The following is a 16423-nucleotide window of genomic DNA, read 5'->3' as shown; positions in this document are numbered from 1 at the left end:
GCAGCGGCAGCGGGTACGGCAGCGGAATCACCCGCACCGTCTGAACCGGGAGCACCACCCTCACGCTGTTCGCGGATCAGCTCCACGATTTCGTCGTAGCGGGGCGAACCCATGAAGTTGTCCACGGACACGTGCATGGCCGAGGGCGTGGGGGTCTGGGCGCGGTTGAGCAGGTCCTCGTGGACCACCACCAGGTCAAAGTCATCCCGCAGGTTGTTGATCGCGGAGTTGACCACGGAGACGTCGTTGCCGAAACCGGCGTCCTTGATCTTGTTGCGCAGCACTGAAGCACCCATGGCGGAGGATCCCATGCCGGCATCGCAGGCGAAGACGATCTTGGAGATGGTGTTCTGTGCAGCTGCTGCCCCACCGGTCAGGGCGGAGGACACGGAGGACTTCTTGCCCTTCATGCCTTCCATCTTGGCGGTGGCTGCAGCCATGTCGTCCTCGGTCTGCTTGGAGAAACGCAGGATCACGGAGGCCACGGCAAAGGAGACCGCTGTTGCGGCCAGCACACCCAGGATCACACCCACGTAGGAGTCGGTGGCGGTCTGAGCCAGGATGGCGATGATGGAGCCGGGGGCAGCCGGGGCACGCAGGCCGACGTCGAAGATCTGGAACACGGCAATGCCGGACATGCCACCGGCAATGGCGGCCAGGATCAGCTGGGGCTTCATCAGCACGTACGGGAAGTAGATCTCGTGAATACCACCCACAAAGTGGATGATGGCAGCCCCGGGCGCGGTGGCGCGGGCGGTGCCGCGGCCAAAGACCATGTAAGCCAGCAGGATGCCCAGGCCGGGGCCGGGGTTGGCTTCCAGCAGGAACAGGATGGACTTGCCCTGCTCAAGTGCCTGGGCGCTGCCCAGCGGGGTGATCAGGCCGTGGTTGATGGCGTTGTTCAGGAACAGCACCTTGGCAGGCTCAATGATCAGCGAGGTCAAGGGCAGCAGCCCGGTGTTGACCAGGAACTCCACGATCGCGCCGGCCACGCGGGTGAACAGGTTCATGACCGGGGTCAGCAAGAACATGGAGCCGATGGCGGCAATGGCTGCAAAAATACCGGCGGAGAAGTTGTTGACCAGCATCTCGAAGCCGGGACGGATCTTGCCGTCCCACAGGGAGTCCAGCTTCTTCATGCACCATGCGGCCAGCGGGCCCATGATCATGGCACCCAGGAACATGGGGGATCCCGCACCGTCTTCCCCGATGAACACCGGCGACGACGTTCCCATGATCACGCCCATGGTGGAAATGGCACCCACCACACCACCACGGACGTCGTAGACCAACTTGCCCCCGGTGTAGGCGATCAACAGGGGCAACAGGTAGAAGACCATCGGTCCCACCAAGGTGCCGATGTGCTCGTTCGGGAAGAACCCGTCCGGAATGAACAGCGCAGTGATCAGACCCCAGGCAATGAACGCCGCGATGTTGGGCATGATCATGGAGGACAGGAATGTACCGAAGCGCTGGACGGCAACGCGTACGCCGCCCTTCTTCTCATCCCCCGTTTGTGGAGAAGTTGTAGTTGTCAAAGCATCCCTCTTTGGATCGCTCCGTGGATGGGGAATGAAGGAACCACAACTGCCTTCTCAGAATTGGCCGTTCCCTGCTACCCCGACGGACTGTGAGTGGTGACGGATCGGGCAGCGACATTGTGGAGGGCGTCGCTGTCCGATTCAGCCCGTGTGACGGTTCCGGCGGCCTCCGTCAGACCCATCACACGGGTTGTGTGCTCAGAATGGTCTCATGAGTTGAACAGTGCTCTGACCAACAGTTGCCGATTGCTCCTGGGTCCTGGCGATGGCGCTGCACAGAGCCTGATTCGGTCGCCGAGAGCGGGCAGTCATAAACTGTGCTGCGATGAGCACAATGCCTGGGAACAGCCGGGTGTCACCTTTCGTGGAACTGGATCGGGACACTTGGTCACGTCTGTCAACGGAGATCGACGTCCCCCTGACCGAAGACGAAATTGAAGCCCTCCGTGGCCTGGGCGACCACTTGGACGTGGACGAGGTCCGGGAGGTCTACCTCCCGCTGTCCAGGCTGCTGACCCTTTATGACGCCGCGGCCACCTCCCTGAACACCTCCACCAACGACTTCCTGGGGCAGGAGCACGCTCGTACTCCGTTCGTGATCGGCATTGCGGGTTCCGTGGCTGCGGGTAAATCGACGACGGCGCGTTTGCTGCGTGAGCTGATGGCCCGATGGCCCTCCACACCCCGGGTTCAACTGGTCACCACGGACGGGTTCCTGTATCCGAATGCTGAGCTGGAACGCCGCGGGCTCATGGAACGCAAGGGCTTCCCGGAGTCTTATGATCGCCGCGCCCTACTCCGTTTTGTGGCTGCCATCAAGTCAGGTGCGGATCAGGTGCGCGCCCCCAAGTACTCACACGTCACCTACGACATCCTCCCTGGTGAAGAGATTGTGGTGACCCGCCCCGACGTCGTGATTGTGGAGGGCCTGAACGTGCTGGCTCCGGCAAAGATCAGCGACGGCGACCGCGGCTCCCTGGCGCTGAGTGACTTTTTTGACGTGTCGATCTATGTGGATGCCAGGACCCAGGACATCGAGCGGTGGTACATCGAGCGGTTCCAAGCCCTGCGGCACAGCGCCTTCGCGGATCCGGCTTCCTACTTCCACCGCTACGCGGGGCTCAGCGATCAGGAAGCGGTGGAGACCGCCACCAGTATCTGGCGCCGGATCAACGAGCCCAATCTGCTGCAGAACGTGCGCCCCACTCGTGGGCGGGCGCAGTTGATTCTGTCCAAGTCCTCAGATCACTCGATTCGCAGGGTCCTGGTCCGCAAGAATTGACCTGAGCGTTCTTGAGGCTGGGAGGACCCGTGAACCGTGGATTGACCATCAGCGCACTGCCCCTGTGCGCAGCACTCTTTCTGACGGGCTGCGGTGAGGGTTCCGAGCCCGGACCACAAGCCAGTGCTGAGCTCATGGCCACCGAGTCGGCCGACCCAGCTTCCGCGCAGGCATCACCTCAGGGAGCTGATGCTGAGCCTCGTACGGACAGCTCATCAGGTGTGGACATCACGTCCGCCGGCTCCCTGACCGTGATGGTCAACAAACACAACCCGCTGGACCCGCAGAGTTATGTCCCGGCAGACCTGCAGGAAATCGAAAGCCACCAACTGCGGGCAGAAGCCGCCGGTGCAGCCCAGAACATGCTGCGGGACATGCGCGCGGACGGCATAGACGTCACCATCACCTCCGCCTATCGCTCCTATGACACGCAGGTGTCCACTTATGACCATTGGGTTCAACAAAATGGTCAGGTTACTGCTGATCGAGTTTCCGCTCGACCCGGTTTCTCGGAACATCAAACCGGATTGGCGCTGGACCTGGCGGACGGTACGGGATGCGATCTACAGGCTTGTTTCGCGGACACTGAGGCAGCTCAGTGGGCTGTTGAGAATGCGGATCAGTACGGATTTGTTCTGCGTTTCCCGGAAGGCCAGGAAAGTGTCACGGGCTACACCTATGAGCCGTGGCACTTCCGCTATGTGGGCCCTGACCAGGCACAGGCGTATCAGTCCAGCAGCGCCAGTACCCTGGAAGAGTTCTACGGAACCGGCCCGGCGCCGGATTACGAGTGACAACTCAGCCTGTTGAGTCCACAGAAGATCGTCTGAAGATTTTGATGCAAATGCAATTCGCCAGCGATTCAAGCCACAGTGGCGGGAATCACTGAAAAATTGATGGGAAATTTCTAGAAACCCCTACCAGGGCACGCTAATCTTTGGCACATGCTTCAGGGTTTCAAAGAATTCATCATGAAGGGCAACGTCATCGATCTGGCCGTCGCGGTCATCATCGGTGGTGCATTCGCCCCCGTCATCACCACTCTGGTGGACTCCATCATCATGCCGCTGATCTCCGGCCTGATCGGCTTCCCCAGCTTTGACGAGTTCCTCCGCTTCCAGGTCGGCGAAGGTAGCAACTACGTTGCTTTCGGCGCCTGGTTGACCGTGATCGTCAACTTCTTGATCATCGCAGCTGCCCTGTACTTCGTCGTCGTCATGCCGATGAACAAGATGATCGAGGCTCGCAACCGTCGTTTGGGCATCGACCCCGACGAGGAAGAGGTGGAGCCCAACGTTGCTCTGCTGACCGAGATCCGCGACCTGCTGGCCGGCCAGCCAGGCAACCCGGCTCCGGGCTCCGCAGCCGCCAAGGACCCCAACGCCTGATCCAGGCCCTCCGCTGAGGTCCCCCAGCTCATAACCATTCACGAACGAGGCCCCGCATCCATCAGGATGCGGGGCCTTTTCCTATTACCCACCGCCTATTCGGGAGCACCAGTGCCCACCGCCTATTCAGGGGGCACCAGGGCCCACGATCTATTGCCGTGGCATGAGCCGTCCCATCACAGCGCCAAGCGGTCAGCCACCACGGCAGCCAGGTGTTCGGCTTCCTCCTGCGCCTGCTCCTGTGTAGCTGCCTCAACCATCACGCGCACCACGGGCTCCGTGCCAGAGGGGCGCAACAACACCCGGCCCGTCTCCCCCAGTCGAGATTCCGTGGCCGCCACGGCTTCGGCCACGCCGGACTCTGATGAAGCCGCTGCGCGATCCACGCCCTTGACGTTGATCAGCACCTGCGGCAGACGGGTCATGACCTTGCCCAGTTCAGACAGCGGCAAACCGGTCTCCGCCACACGGGAGGCCAACATGAGACCGGTCAGCAACCCATCGCCCGTTGTGGCCCAATCGGACATGATCACGTGCCCGGACTGCTCACCACCCAGGTTGTAGCTGTCCTGATTCATGGCCTCCAGGACGTAGCGGTCCCCCACCTTGGTCTCACAGATGTTGATGCCGCGGTCCTTCAGCGCCAGTTTGAGACCCAGGTTGGACATCACGGTCACCACCAATGTGTCCTGCGCCAGACGGCCCTTCTCGTGCATGGACAGCGCCAAGATCCCCATGATCTGATCGCCGTCGATCTCGTTACCTTCAGCATCCACGGCCAGGCAGCGGTCGGCGTCGCCGTCGTGGGCAATGCCCAAATCGGCACCGTGCTCAATCACGGCCTGTTTGAGCGGACCCAGATGAGTGGAACCCACGCCGTCGTTGATGTTCAAGCCGTCCGGCTCGGAGCCGATGATCTTGACCAGCTCCGCACCGGCGTCATGGAAAGCATCCGGGGACACCCCGGCCGCAGCCCCGTGTGCACAGTCCAGCACCACCTTGATGCCTTCTAAACGGTGCGGGATGGCGCCCACCAGATGCAGGATGTAGCGGTCCTCGGCATCGGAGAGGGTGGAGATACGTCCCACACCAGCACCCGTGGGACGCTTGAAGTCCCGGGATTCATAAACCGCCTGGATCTGGTCCTCCACGGCATCGGGCAACTTCTTGCCGCCGTGGGCCAGGAACTTGATCCCGTTGTCCGGGGCCGGGTTGTGGGAGGCGGAGATCATCACGCCGAAGTCAGCGCCCATGTCCCCCACCAGGTAAGCCAGCGCAGGGGTTGGCATCACGCCGGCGTCATGGACATCCACCCCGGATCCTGCCAGGCCCGCTGCCACCGCAGCACCCAGGAACTCACCTGAAGCACGGCCGTCACGGGCCAGGACGGCGCGGGGACGTTCACCGTCCTGGGCGTGTTGGTGCCCCAGCACAATGGCGGCCGCCTGAGCCAGGTCCAGCGCCATGTCCGCTGTCAGAAGTTCGTTCGCCAGCCCGCGAACACCGTCAGTTCCGAAAATACGTGTCATCGATCATCCATCCTAAGGGCGGGCCCCACAGGCGGTGGTGCGCACTGTGGTGGGGGCATCGGGGGTCAAAGGACGTGGTCCGCACCCACCCGCCTAGCGGTTCTCGTAGTACTCCATGGTAGGTCCAGACTGGGCTCACACCTGCTCAGCAGGTGAAACTGTCTGGACATGAACACACCCCGTGCCCTGCGGTTGAACCGTAGGACACGGGGTGTATGCCGTACAACGGCGCTGGATCAGCGCTTGGAGTACTGAGGAGCCTTGCGAGCCTTCTTCAGACCAGCCTTCTTGCGCTCGATGACGCGGGCGTCACGGGTCAAGAAGCCGGCCTTCTTCAGGGCCGGACGGTTGTGCTCGGCGTCGATCTCGTTCAACGCGCGGGCCACGCCCAACCGCAGGGCTCCGGCCTGGCCGGAGGGGCCGCCGCCGTCGATACGAGCGACGACGTCGTAAGCGCCCTGCAGTTCCAGCAGCTTGAAGGGGTCGTTGACCTCCTGCTGGTGCAGCTTGTTGGGGAAGTAGTTCTCCAAGGTGCGGCCGTTGATGGTCCACTTGCCGGAACCCGGCACCAAGCGGACGCGCGCCACGGCTTCCTTACGGCGGCCGACAGCCTGACCGGGGACGGTCAGGGCGGGACGCTCGGAAGCGGCAACGGACTCGCCTGCGGGGGCGGACTCGGAGGTGTAGGAGGTCATCTCCTCACCTTCGGCAACGTAGTTCTCTTCAGTGTTCTGAGCCACGATGTCTCCTAGTTAGTCGATCTCGAAAGGCCCGGAATTACTGGGCGACCTGGTTGAATTCGAAGGTCTTGGGCTGGTTGGCAGCGTGCTGGTGCTCGGGACCCGCGTAGACCTTGAGCTTGGACAGCTGCTGAGCAGCCAGCTTGTTCTTGGGGAGCATGCCACGGATGGCCTTCTCCACAGCACGCACCGGGTTCTTCTCCAGCAACTCCGCGTAGGAGGTTGCGGTGAGACCACCGGGGTAGTTCGAGTGGCGATAGGCCATCTTTTTACGCAGCTTGTCGCCGGTCAGGGCAACCTTGTCCGCGTTGACGATGATCACGAAGTCGCCGGTGTCCACGTGGGGAGCAAAGGTCGCCTTGTGCTTGCCGCGCAGCAAAGTTGCAGCGTGGCTGGCCAGGCGACCGAGGACGACGTCGCTGGCGTCGATGACGTACCAGTCACGCTGGACGTCACCGGGCTTCGGAGTATACGTACGCACGTTGATCTGCCTTCGTTTCGGTTCGATTCATGCATCTGAGGGTCTCCTCAGATCGGGTCCTGTGTGCTTAGACCGGGGCTCGGGTGAGGGCCGAGCAGCAACCGGGTCCACAGGCCCCGGAGCACCAGACCGTCATGGGCCCTGCAACTGGGCGACGGATCAGGGTACACGTGAACCGAGGTGGGACATGCACAACAGCTGACAAAGATACCGGAGTTGGGCCGACGATTCCAGCGCAGGAAGCCGACCTGTTGAATCTCACACTTCAGGGGGCTCCCGGCGCGCCCGGGTCTGCTCGGCGCGAGCTGCCAGGCCCAGGTCATCCGGGTAGAGGACCTGCTCCAACACCAGCCCCTGTGGAGGCGCCAAGAGCATGTCCGAGGAGCGTTCCCGCTGCGCGACACGCTGGGCCATCCACTCCACCGGACGCTCACCCCGGCCAACCCGAACGCTGGCACCCACGATGGAACGGACCATGTTGTGGCAGAACGCATCCGCCTCGATCTGCAGTTCAATCACACCCTGCCCAGTCCGGTTCACCTGAACGTCTCGGACCTCACGCACCGTGGTGGCACCAGGTCGGGGCTTGCAGAAGCTCAGGAAGTCATGAAGACCCGGCAACGCGGCCACCGCCTCCTGCATGGCCGTCACGTCCAGTTCCTCCTTGATCCACCAGGTGGAGTTCCGGGTCAAGGGATCGTGCCCACAGGCGCTGTCGTGAATCCGGTACGTGTAACGCCTGGCCACCGCGGAGAACCGTGCGTCAAATCCTGCTGGCGCCTCCCGCACCGCTTGGACCACGATTGCACCGGGTATCTCCGAAAGACCCCGCTGGCGCCGTTCGGTGCCCAGCACGCGCGCCAGAACGCCGACCAGCCGGCGCTGGAGCACTCCAGCCGGCCCCTCGGCGCGTCCTCCCCCAAGGCGTACCCAGTCCTGGGCATCCACATCAAAATGCAGAACTTGCCCACGGGCATGCACACCCGCATCCGTTCGGCCTGCCACCACGGTGCGCACCTGCTGCCGGACCAACATGGACAGGGCCGCCTCCACACTTCCCTGGACCGTTTCCCGCCCGGGCTGACGTGCCCAGCCGTCGAACGGCCCGCCGTCGTAGCTGAGATCCACCCGCACCCGAACGGTGGGCATTGGCTCCGGTGTCACGACGGCGTTGGGGGTGTTCGGCACCGGGGCGGCAGGAGTTTCAGACACGGACAAGCCTTCTGACGTGGAACAAGGGGGGCTGGACAAGGATAAACCCGTGGCCCGCCGAATCGTGGAGATTCAGCGGGCCACGGGTCGTCGGTCAAGGCGGTCAAGCCACCGGAACCGTGATCACACAGTGATCACTCGCCGTCCATCTTCTGAGCGGCAGCACCGCCGGCCGGGGAGAACCCGGAGGCCTCGGCGTTGGCCTTGGTGTCGAACCAGACCTCAGCCTTGGTGCTTGCGTACCAGCGTGAACCGGGCACGTGGTACTTCATGGACTGCTTGTTGCCCTTGATGGTGAAGCCCTCCGGGGCATCCCCGGACTCCAGCGGCTTGACGGAACCGGCGAACTCGTCGGCCTCAACGGAAGCATCTGCAGTGGAGGCATCAGCGGCAGTGGCTTCATCCGTGGTCTCGGCAGCGGATGCGCCACCCTCATCTGCCAAGGAGGCAGAGGGATCGCTCACGACGTCCTCGGTCACGGTCTCTTCCTCGGCTGCCGGGGCAGCGGCGGGGGCCTTGGCGCGGGTGGCGGCCTCGGCCTCAGCAACAGTGGCCTTGGTGGCCACCGGCTCCATGACCAGTTCAATCACGGCCATGGGGGCGTTGTCGCCCTTGCGGTTGCCGATCTTGGTGATGCGGGTGTAACCACCCGGACGGTCCACCATTGCAGCGGCGATGGTGGTGAACAGCTCGTGCACCACGGACTTGTCGGTCAGCTGCTTGAGCACCTGACGGCGTGCCGCAAGGTCACCGCGCTTGGCAAAGGTGATCAGGCGCTCTGCGTGCGGACGCAGGCGCTTGGCCTTGGTCACCGTGGTGGTGATGCGCTTGTGCTCGAACAGCTGCTGCGAGAGGTTACGCAGCATCAGACGCTCGTGAGCGGGGCTGCCGCCGAGGCGTGCACCCTTGGTGGGAGTAGGCATAGTGGTTGGTCTCCTGAATGGATCCCGGCCACACCGGCCCGGTGGAAATCACCGGTGCCAGGCTGTGGACAGGAAGTCGAAACGAATTACTGCTGGATGTCGAACGGGTTCTCGTCGTCGATCGAGGCGGGACGAGCCGCAGCCTCAAACCCTGGGGGCGAGTCCTTGAGCGCCAGGCCCAGCTCCACGAGCTTGACCTTGACCTCGTCAATGGACTTGGCACCGAAGTTGCGGATGTCCATCAGATCGGCCTCGGAGCGAGTCACCAGTTCACCCACAGTGTGGATGCCCTCGCGCTTGAGGCAGTTGTAGGACCGTACGGTCAGTTCCAGGTCCTCGATCGGCAAGGCCATGTCGGCAGCCATCGCGGCATCGGTCGGGGACGGCCCGATCTCGATGCCTTCAGCCTCGGCGTTGAGCTCACGGGCCAGGCCGAAGAGCTCAACCAAGGTGGTGCCTGCCGATGCGACGGCGTCGCGCGGTGAAATGGCTTCCTTGGTCTCGACGTCCAGGATCAAACGATCGAAGTCGGTGCGCTGTTCAACACGGGTGGCCTCCACGCGGAAGGTCACCTTCAGCACCGGCGAGTAGATGGAGTCAACCGGAATACGGCCGACCTCGGCGTCGGCGGACTTGTTCTGGGCAGCAGTCACGTAGCCGCGGCCGCGCTCGATGGTCAGCTCGAGTTCCAAGCTGCCCTTCGAGTTGAGCGTGGCAATGTGCAGATCCGGGTTGTGGATCTCAACACCGGCCGGGACCTGAATGTCAGCAGCGGTGACCTCAGCGGGGCCCTGCTTGTTCAGGTAGGCAATCACCGGCTCGTCCTCCTCGGAGGAAACGGCCAGCTTCTTGATGTTGAGGATGATTTCGGTGACGTCTTCCTTGACACCCTCCACGGTGGAGAACTCGTGGAGCACGCCGTCGATCCGGATGCTGGTGACAGCAGCGCCGGGGATCGAGGAGAGCAGGGTGCGACGGAGAGAGTTACCAAGGGTGTAGCCGAAGCCGGGCTCCAGGGGTTCGATGGCGAACCGGGACCGGTTGTCGGCCACGACCTCTTCGGAAAGGGTGGGGCGCTGTGCGATGAGCACTGATGGTTCCTTTCAGCGTGTCTCCGCTATATGACACACGCAGGTGGTGGAGCACTCTCAAGTGTGCGGTTGAGGGCGGAAGGCCAGAACCGCGTGAGGCACGGCCGCTGATTGCCGTGACCCGGGGCGGGCGTGGCAATCAGCGAACCGTGCAAGTGATCAAACGCGACGACGCTTGGGCGGGCGGCAACCGTTGTGTGCGCTGGGGGTGACATCCTGGATGGAGCCGACCTCGAGGCCGGTGGCCTGCAGCGAACGGATGGCGGTTTCGCGTCCGGACCCGGGGCCCTTCACAAAAACGTCAACCTTGCGGACACCGTGCTCCTGGGCGCGCTTTGCAGCGGCCTCAGCGGCCATCTGAGCGGCGTAAGGAGTGGACTTACGCGAGCCCTTGAAGCCCATCTCACCGGCCGAGGACCAGGACAGCACTGCCCCGGACGGATCGGTGATGGAGACGATGGTGTTGTTGAAGGTGGACTTGATGTGGGCTTGGCCCGAGGTGATGTTCTTCTTGTCCTTGCGACGCGGCTTGCGAGCGGCAGTCGCACGAGTCTTTGGGGGCATTTAGCTTCTCCTGCTACATGTCTGGCTGTTGCAGCCAGACCGTGATGGTCTTGTGCCTGGGGCGAGATGAGTCGCCCGAAAACTTCGGGTGATTACTTCTTCTTGCCGGCGACGGTGCGCTTGGGGCCCTTGCGGGTACGCGCGTTCGTCTTGGTGCGCTGACCGTGCACGGGCAGACCCCGGCGGTGGCGCAGACCCTGGTAGCTGCCGATTTCGACCTTGCGGCGGATGTCAGCGGCCACCTCACGGCGGAGGTCACCCTCCACCTTGTAGTTGCCCTCGATGTAGTCGCGCAGCTCGACCAGCTGAGCGTCAGTGAGGTCCTTGACCCGGATGTCACCCGAGATCTCGGTGGCCTCGAGTGTGGCCAGCGCACGGGTGCGACCCACGCCGTAGATGTAGGTAAGGGCGATCTCGATCCGCTTTTCGCGGGGAAGATCAACGCCTGCGAGACGAGCCATATTGGCGGTTCTCCTTGGTTCTTCCAGAGGTCTGAAGCATCGCTTTCCACATGGGCTGGCTTTCACCTGCCCGTGGTCCCCGGCCTCTGTAGTCCGGGGGTGCCCGTCGCGGATCTTGCCGGACGGGAGCGGTGCAATGTCACCCGCCACCGTGGGCGGGTTGGTGCTTCAGGGCTGTGTCAGCCCTGACGCTGCTTGTGGCGCGGGTTCTCGCAGATCACCATGACTCGCCCGTTACGGCGAATCACCTTGCACTTGTCGCAGATCTGCTTCACGCTCGGCTGGACCTTCATCGCATTCCTTCGCGTTAGCTCTTCGAGTTGACTGTGCCGTGCGGTTGCACGACCCAACAGCTCACTTGTAGCGGTAGACGATCCGACCCCGTGAGAGGTCATAGGGGCTTAGCTCCACCACAACCCGGTCCTCGGGGAGGATTCGGATGTAGTGCTGGCGCATCTTTCCGGAGATGTGGGCAAGAACGATGTGTCCGTTATCCAACTCCACCCGGAACATTGCGTTCGGGAGAGCTTCGACCACAGCGCCTTCGATCTCGATGACTCCGTCTTTTTTAGCCATGTACTCCGCTCACTTCTGTGCCCGGCTCAACACCGGACGGGGTTCGGTTCTTATGGCGCCCGCATCATGCGACACCCTCATGGTTCCTGTGCACGCCAATCTCCGCCTCACGTGAGTGGGACATTGATGGTGGGACAGGTTCCTGAAATCGCGCATGGGTGGGCGCAGACAACCAGCAGTCAAGAATACGCGCCGAAGCCGGGTTGGACAAGACGGGGCCGGGATCCAACGGTGTGACCTTGGCGTTGCCCGTTGGATCCCGGCCCCCACTTCCGGGTCAGCTGGCTGCAGCCAACTGACCGCAGGCGCCGTCGATGTCCGAGCCGCGGGTGTCCCGCACCGTGGTGGGGATCCCGTGGGCACGCAGACGCTCCACAAAATTCTGTTCGACGCCGCGGCGTGAGGCCGTCCATTTGGACCCCGGCGTGGGGTTGAGCGGAATGGGGTTGACGTGAACCCAACCGCGGCCACGGGCGTTGAGCTTCTCCCCCAGAAGATCTGCCCGCCAGCCTTGGTCGTTGATGTCGCGGATCAATGCGTACTCGATGGAGATGCGCCGACCCGTGGCGTCAAAGTATTCACGGGCGGCATCCAATGCTTCATCCACCCTCCACCGGGTGTTGATGGGGATCAGCTCGTCACGCAGTTTGTCGTCGGGGGCGTGCAGGGACAGGGCCAAGGTGATGGGCAGCCCCTCCTGGGTGAACTTCCGCATCCCGGGAACCAGGCCCACGGTGGACATGGTCAACCCGCGGGCGGAGATCCCCAACCCTTCCGGGGCGGGATCGATCAGACGGTGCACGGCCTGCATGGTGGCCTTGTAGTTGGCCAGGGCCTCCCCCATGCCCATGAACACGATGTTGGACACACGCAGCGGATCCTGCTCCTTGCGCCCCACCTCGCCGTCACGCAGCATGCGGATGCCTTCCACCACCTGACCCACGATTTCTGCGGCAGACAGGTTTCGGGTCAAACCGGCTTGGCCCGTGGCGCAGAAGGGGCAGTTCATGCCACACCCGGCCTGGGAGGAGATGCACATGGTCACCCGGTTGGGGTAACGCATCATGACTGATTCCACCAAGGCGCCGTCGAACAACCGGTGGACGCGTTTGACGGTGTCCCCGCCGTCTGCCTGCAAGGTGCGCACCGTGGTCAACAGTTCAGGCATGGTGTCCTGAACCAGCTTGTCCCGGCCGTCCTGGGGCAAGTCCGTCATGTCCTCGGCCTTGGAGGCGAACCGTTCAAAGTAGTGCCGGGAGAGCTGCTGGGCCCGGAACGGCTTGTGCCCCATCTCGGCCAACATCTCACGCCGGCCTGCCATGTCCGTATCTGCCAGATGCCGGGGAGGCTTGCCGCGCCTGGCAGCCTTGAACACCAGCTGCCCCGGCACCGGCCGCGGCGTGTCCGGTGTACCGGCATCAGGATCGGTGTTCTCAAAATCGTTGACGACGTCGACTGCCGCCTGGGCTGCTGAATTGTCCTCCGCAGCCGGCCCCACGGTGGGGTCGGGCAACGGCGTACGGTTCTCACTCACTGCAACTCCTGGTGCATCCATCAAATCAGCCGGTCAAGAATCAGGGTACGGGTACGCAAAGGTCGGGTCCCGCTCAGGGGACGGGAACCGGGGTGACGCCCAAGGGCTCCAGCGCTGAAGCGCCGCCGTCCTCAGCCGTCAGCACCCAGATGCCACCCTTGTGGCGGGCCACGGAATGCTCCCACTGGCAGGCGCGCCCGCCGTCGTTGGTCACCACGGTCCAATCGTCCTCCAGGACCGTGGTCTCGATGCCACCGGTGACCAGCATGGGTTCGATCGCCAGACACATACCGGGCTTCAGCGCAGCCCCCCGCTGCGCGGTGCGGTAGTTCAACACATCCGGTGCCATGTGCATCTGGGAGCCGATGCCGTGACCCACGTAGTCCTCCAGGATGCCGAACTTCTCCCCCGCAAGTTCCCGAACGCGGTCCTCAATGGCCGCGCCGATGTCACCCACATGAGTGCCCGTGGCCATGGCGGCAATCCCGTGCCACATGGCATCCCGGGTGACCTCCGAAAGACGCTGGTCCTCGGGCGTGGGCTCTCCCACAATGACAGTGCGGGCGGAATCACCGTTGAACCCGTCCACGATCGCCCCGCCGTCGATGGAGAGGATGTCCCCCACCTTCAGCACTCGCTCCCCGGGGATGCCGTGGACCACCTCGTCATTGACGGAAACACACACGGTGGCCGGATACCCGTGGTAGCCCAGGAAATTCGAGGTCGCACCGTTGGCGGCCAATACCTCACGGAAGGCGGCGTCCAGCTGCGCCGTCGTCGCCCCGGGCACCGCTGCGGCCACCGCAGCGTCCAAGGCACGGGAGGTCACCACACCGGCACGCACCATGGTGCGCAACTGGGAATCGTTCTTGTACTCAATGCGGCGTCGGCCGAACATGGGGCTCCTCTGGGGGACGGGTGTGGTCTTGATGGTCTCATGAAGGAGGCCCCCGGAATCCCGGGGGCCTCGACTGTCTCCAACGGCGTTGCCGTCAGGTCAAGATCAGGTGATCAGGACAGGGCGGTCATGATCCGCTCGGTGACCTCGTCGATGGAACCCAGTCCATCCACCTGGTGGACGATTCCACGGGCCGCATAGAGATCGACGACGACCGCCGTCTCCTGCTCGTAGACATCCAGGCGGTGCCGGATGACGTCCTCGGTGTCATCCGCACGGCCCTGCTCGGCGGCCCGGCCCAGCAGGCGGGACACGAGTTCCTCGGTGTCGGCCGTCAGCTGCAGAACCACGTCCAGGTTCTCACCACGCTCAGCCAGGATGGCGTCCAGCTCCTCGACCTGAGCCGCGTTGCGGGGGTAACCGTCCAGCAGGAAGCCGTTCTGGGCGTCATCCTCGGCCAGACGCCCCCGCACCATGCGGTTGGTCACCGAATCGGGAACCAGGTTGCCGGCGTCGGTGTAGGACTGAGCTTCCTTGCCCAGCTCCGTGCCGTTCTTGATGTTGAACCGGAAGATGTCACCAGTGGAGATCGCAGGTATTCCCAGGCGTTCCGAAATGCGCACAGCCTGTGTGCCCTTGCCTGCACCGGGCGGGCCGATGATCAACATACGTGTCATGTCCACTCTCCTTTGAGTACTACGTGGCCGTCAGCTGGTCTGGCTGACAACTCGGGGTCAGACGGTGCTGCTCAGCGCAGCAACCCTTCGTAATGGCGCTGCTGAAGCTGCGCATCGATCTGCTTGACCGTGTCCAGGCCCACGCCCACCATGATCAGCAAGGACGGACCACCGAACGGGAAGTTCTGGTTGGCGTTGAACAGCACCAGGGCGATCAACGGGATCATCGACACGATACCCAGATACAGCGCTCCAGGCAGCGTGATGCGGTTGATGACGTAGCGCAGGTAGGACTCCGTGGGCTTGCCTGCACGGATCCCCGGGATGAAACCGCCGTAGCGCTTCATGTTGCCGGCCACTTCCTCCGGGTTGAACGTGATGGACACGTAGAAGTACGTGAAGAACACGATCAGCAGGAAGTAGGTGGCCATGTAGACCGGGTGATCACCGGAAGCCAAGTAAGTGTTGATCCAGTTGATCCAGGCCGGCACCGGTGAACCGTCCATGGGCATGGCGAACTGGGAGACCAGACCGGGCAGCATCAGCATGGAAGAGGCAAAGATGATCGGGATGACGCCCGCCATGTTCACCTTCAACGGGATGTAGGTGGTGGTGCCACCGATCGTGCGGCGGCCCACCATGCGCTTGGCGTACTGGACGGGCACGCGGCGCTGGGACTGTTCCACGAACACCACACAGATGATGACCACCAGGCCCACCAGCAGCACCAGAGCAAAAGGACCCCAGCCCTGGGTGTTGAAGATCTGCCCCAGAGCGGACGGGAAGGTGGCCGCAATCGAGGTGAAGATCAACAAGGACATGCCGTTGCCAACACCCTTGTCCGTGATCCGCTCGCCCAGCCACATGATCACGGTGGTGCCGGCGGTCAGCGTGATGATGATGACCAGGATGGTCAAGATGGTGTCGTTGGGGATCACCGGGAGGGGGCAGCCGGCCAGCAACTGGCCGCTGCGGGCCAGGGAAACCACCGTGGTGGCGTTCAACAGTGCCAGGCCGATGGTCAGGTAACGGGTGTACTGGGTGAGCTTGGCCTGCCCCTGGGGGCCTTCCTCATGCAGTTCTTGGAACCGCGGAATCACCACACGCAGCAGCTGCACAATGATGCTTGCCGTGATGTACGGCATCACACCCAGGGCAAAAATCGAAACCTGGAGCAGGGCACCACCGCTGAACAAGTTCACCAGGTCATAGACACCACCGGAGGTGTTGCCGAGCGCCAGACACTGCTGGACGTTGCCGTAATCCACGCCGGGGGCAGGCACAAAGGTGCCCAGCCGGTAGATCATGATGATCCCGATGGTGAACAGAATCTTGTTCCGCAGCTCGGGGGTCGTGAACGCACGACCGAAAGCGCTGAGCACAGATCTCTCCTTGGGTCTTGGTTTTCGACCGTGGGCCGGCCGGTCAGATCGCCGGCCCCATCCCGGTGACCTGCACGTCCTGTGCGGATCCGTCCCGAGCGGGTGTCGGTGCTGTTGTTGCTGGAGGCCGTCTTGGCCCCGGCA

General features: G+C 63.2%; 18 protein-coding genes. 3 read left to right on the top strand and 15 right to left on the bottom strand.

Translation table 11 applies throughout. The features are described from left to right. Positions 1-1448 (bottom strand): PTS mannitol transporter subunit IICB (locus L979_RS09625; protein ID WP_197052124.1); only part of this gene is annotated, 1448 nt, incomplete at its 3' end. A 418-nt stretch (positions 1449-1866) separates the two neighbouring features. Between L979_RS09625 and coaA the strand changes: the two genes are divergently transcribed. The 3 genes from coaA (at position 1867) to mscL (ending at position 4211) form a co-directional block, all read left to right on the top strand. Continuing rightward, the gene (coaA, locus tag L979_RS09620) at positions 1867-2823 is read left to right on the top strand and encodes a type I pantothenate kinase (protein WP_081994218.1); all 957 of its coding nucleotides are present in this window, start codon (positions 1867-1869) and stop codon (positions 2821-2823) included. 29 nt (positions 2824-2852) lie between these two features. Continuing rightward, complete coding sequence (locus L979_RS14675) at positions 2853-3617, top strand: M15 family metallopeptidase (RefSeq protein WP_047691993.1); 765 nt, start codon at positions 2853-2855, stop codon at positions 3615-3617. 150 nt (positions 3618-3767) lie between these two features. After that, entirely contained in the window at positions 3768-4211 is a 444-nt protein-coding gene (gene mscL, locus L979_RS09610; protein ID WP_047691992.1) for a large conductance mechanosensitive channel protein MscL, read from the top strand. A 176-nt stretch (positions 4212-4387) separates the two neighbouring features. Here the strand turns inward: mscL and glmM are convergent, their stop codons facing one another. The 14 genes from glmM to secY all read right to left on the bottom strand — a co-directional run bounded on the left by glmM (position 4388) and on the right by secY (position 16279). Beyond that, positions 4388-5740: a phosphoglucosamine mutase gene (gene glmM, locus L979_RS09605; protein WP_047691991.1), complete on the bottom strand. Its 1353-nt coding sequence runs from the start codon at positions 5738-5740 to the stop codon at positions 4388-4390. Positions 5741-5976: 236 nt separating this feature from the next. Continuing rightward, positions 5977-6480 carry a 30S ribosomal protein S9 gene (gene rpsI, locus L979_RS09600; RefSeq protein WP_047691990.1) on the bottom strand — a complete coding sequence of 168 codons (504 nt, stop codon included), beginning with the start codon at positions 6478-6480 and terminating at the stop codon, positions 5977-5979. Between the two features lie 37 nt (positions 6481-6517). After that, positions 6518-6961: a 50S ribosomal protein L13 gene (gene rplM / locus L979_RS09595; RefSeq protein WP_047691989.1), complete on the bottom strand. Its 444-nt coding sequence runs from the start codon at positions 6959-6961 to the stop codon at positions 6518-6520. Between the two features lie 258 nt (positions 6962-7219). Further along, positions 7220-8110, bottom strand: a complete 891-nt coding sequence (gene truA / locus L979_RS09590; RefSeq protein WP_047691988.1) for a tRNA pseudouridine(38-40) synthase TruA — start codon at positions 8108-8110, stop codon at positions 7220-7222. A 197-nt stretch (positions 8111-8307) separates the two neighbouring features. Then, entirely contained in the window at positions 8308-9096 is a 789-nt protein-coding gene (gene rplQ / locus L979_RS09585) for a 50S ribosomal protein L17 (RefSeq protein ID WP_047691987.1), read from the bottom strand. A gap of 86 nt (positions 9097-9182) precedes the next feature. After that, complete coding sequence (locus L979_RS09580; RefSeq protein ID WP_047691986.1) at positions 9183-10187, bottom strand: DNA-directed RNA polymerase subunit alpha; 1005 nt, start codon at positions 10185-10187, stop codon at positions 9183-9185. A 159-nt stretch (positions 10188-10346) separates the two neighbouring features. Next, positions 10347-10751 (bottom strand): 30S ribosomal protein S11, encoded by a 405-nt coding sequence (gene rpsK / locus L979_RS09575; RefSeq protein WP_047691985.1) that lies wholly within the window; start codon positions 10749-10751, stop codon positions 10347-10349. Positions 10752-10843: 92 nt separating this feature from the next. Next, positions 10844-11212, bottom strand: a complete 369-nt coding sequence (rpsM, locus tag L979_RS09570; RefSeq protein WP_047691984.1) for a 30S ribosomal protein S13 — start codon at positions 11210-11212, stop codon at positions 10844-10846. Between the two features lie 179 nt (positions 11213-11391). Beyond that, positions 11392-11505 carry a 50S ribosomal protein L36 gene (rpmJ, locus tag L979_RS09565; protein ID WP_012397712.1) on the bottom strand — a complete coding sequence of 38 codons (114 nt, stop codon included), beginning with the start codon at positions 11503-11505 and terminating at the stop codon, positions 11392-11394. 61 nt (positions 11506-11566) lie between these two features. After that, on the bottom strand, positions 11567-11788 hold the full coding sequence (infA, locus tag L979_RS09560) for a translation initiation factor IF-1 (protein ID WP_047691983.1): 222 nt from the start codon (positions 11786-11788) through the stop codon (positions 11567-11569). A 277-nt stretch (positions 11789-12065) separates the two neighbouring features. Beyond that, positions 12066-13178, bottom strand: a complete 1113-nt coding sequence (rlmN, locus tag L979_RS09555; RefSeq protein ID WP_052209742.1) for a 23S rRNA (adenine(2503)-C(2))-methyltransferase RlmN — start codon at positions 13176-13178, stop codon at positions 12066-12068. A 217-nt stretch (positions 13179-13395) separates the two neighbouring features. Continuing rightward, positions 13396-14220 carry a type I methionyl aminopeptidase gene (gene map, locus L979_RS09550; RefSeq protein WP_047691982.1) on the bottom strand — a complete coding sequence of 275 codons (825 nt, stop codon included), beginning with the start codon at positions 14218-14220 and terminating at the stop codon, positions 13396-13398. 113 nt (positions 14221-14333) lie between these two features. Beyond that, entirely contained in the window at positions 14334-14897 is a 564-nt protein-coding gene (locus L979_RS09545; protein ID WP_047691981.1) for an adenylate kinase, read from the bottom strand. Between the two features lie 71 nt (positions 14898-14968). Next, the gene (gene secY / locus L979_RS09540) at positions 14969-16279 is read right to left on the bottom strand and encodes a preprotein translocase subunit SecY (protein ID WP_047691980.1); all 1311 of its coding nucleotides are present in this window, start codon (positions 16277-16279) and stop codon (positions 14969-14971) included. Positions 16280-16423: the final 144 nt, after the last annotated feature.

Source organism: Kocuria sp. ZOR0020, assembly GCF_000800955.1.
GTDB classification, from domain to species: domain Bacteria; phylum Actinomycetota; class Actinomycetes; order Actinomycetales; family Micrococcaceae; genus Kocuria; species Kocuria subflava.
This window is presented reverse-complemented; position numbering and strand designations above follow the sequence as displayed.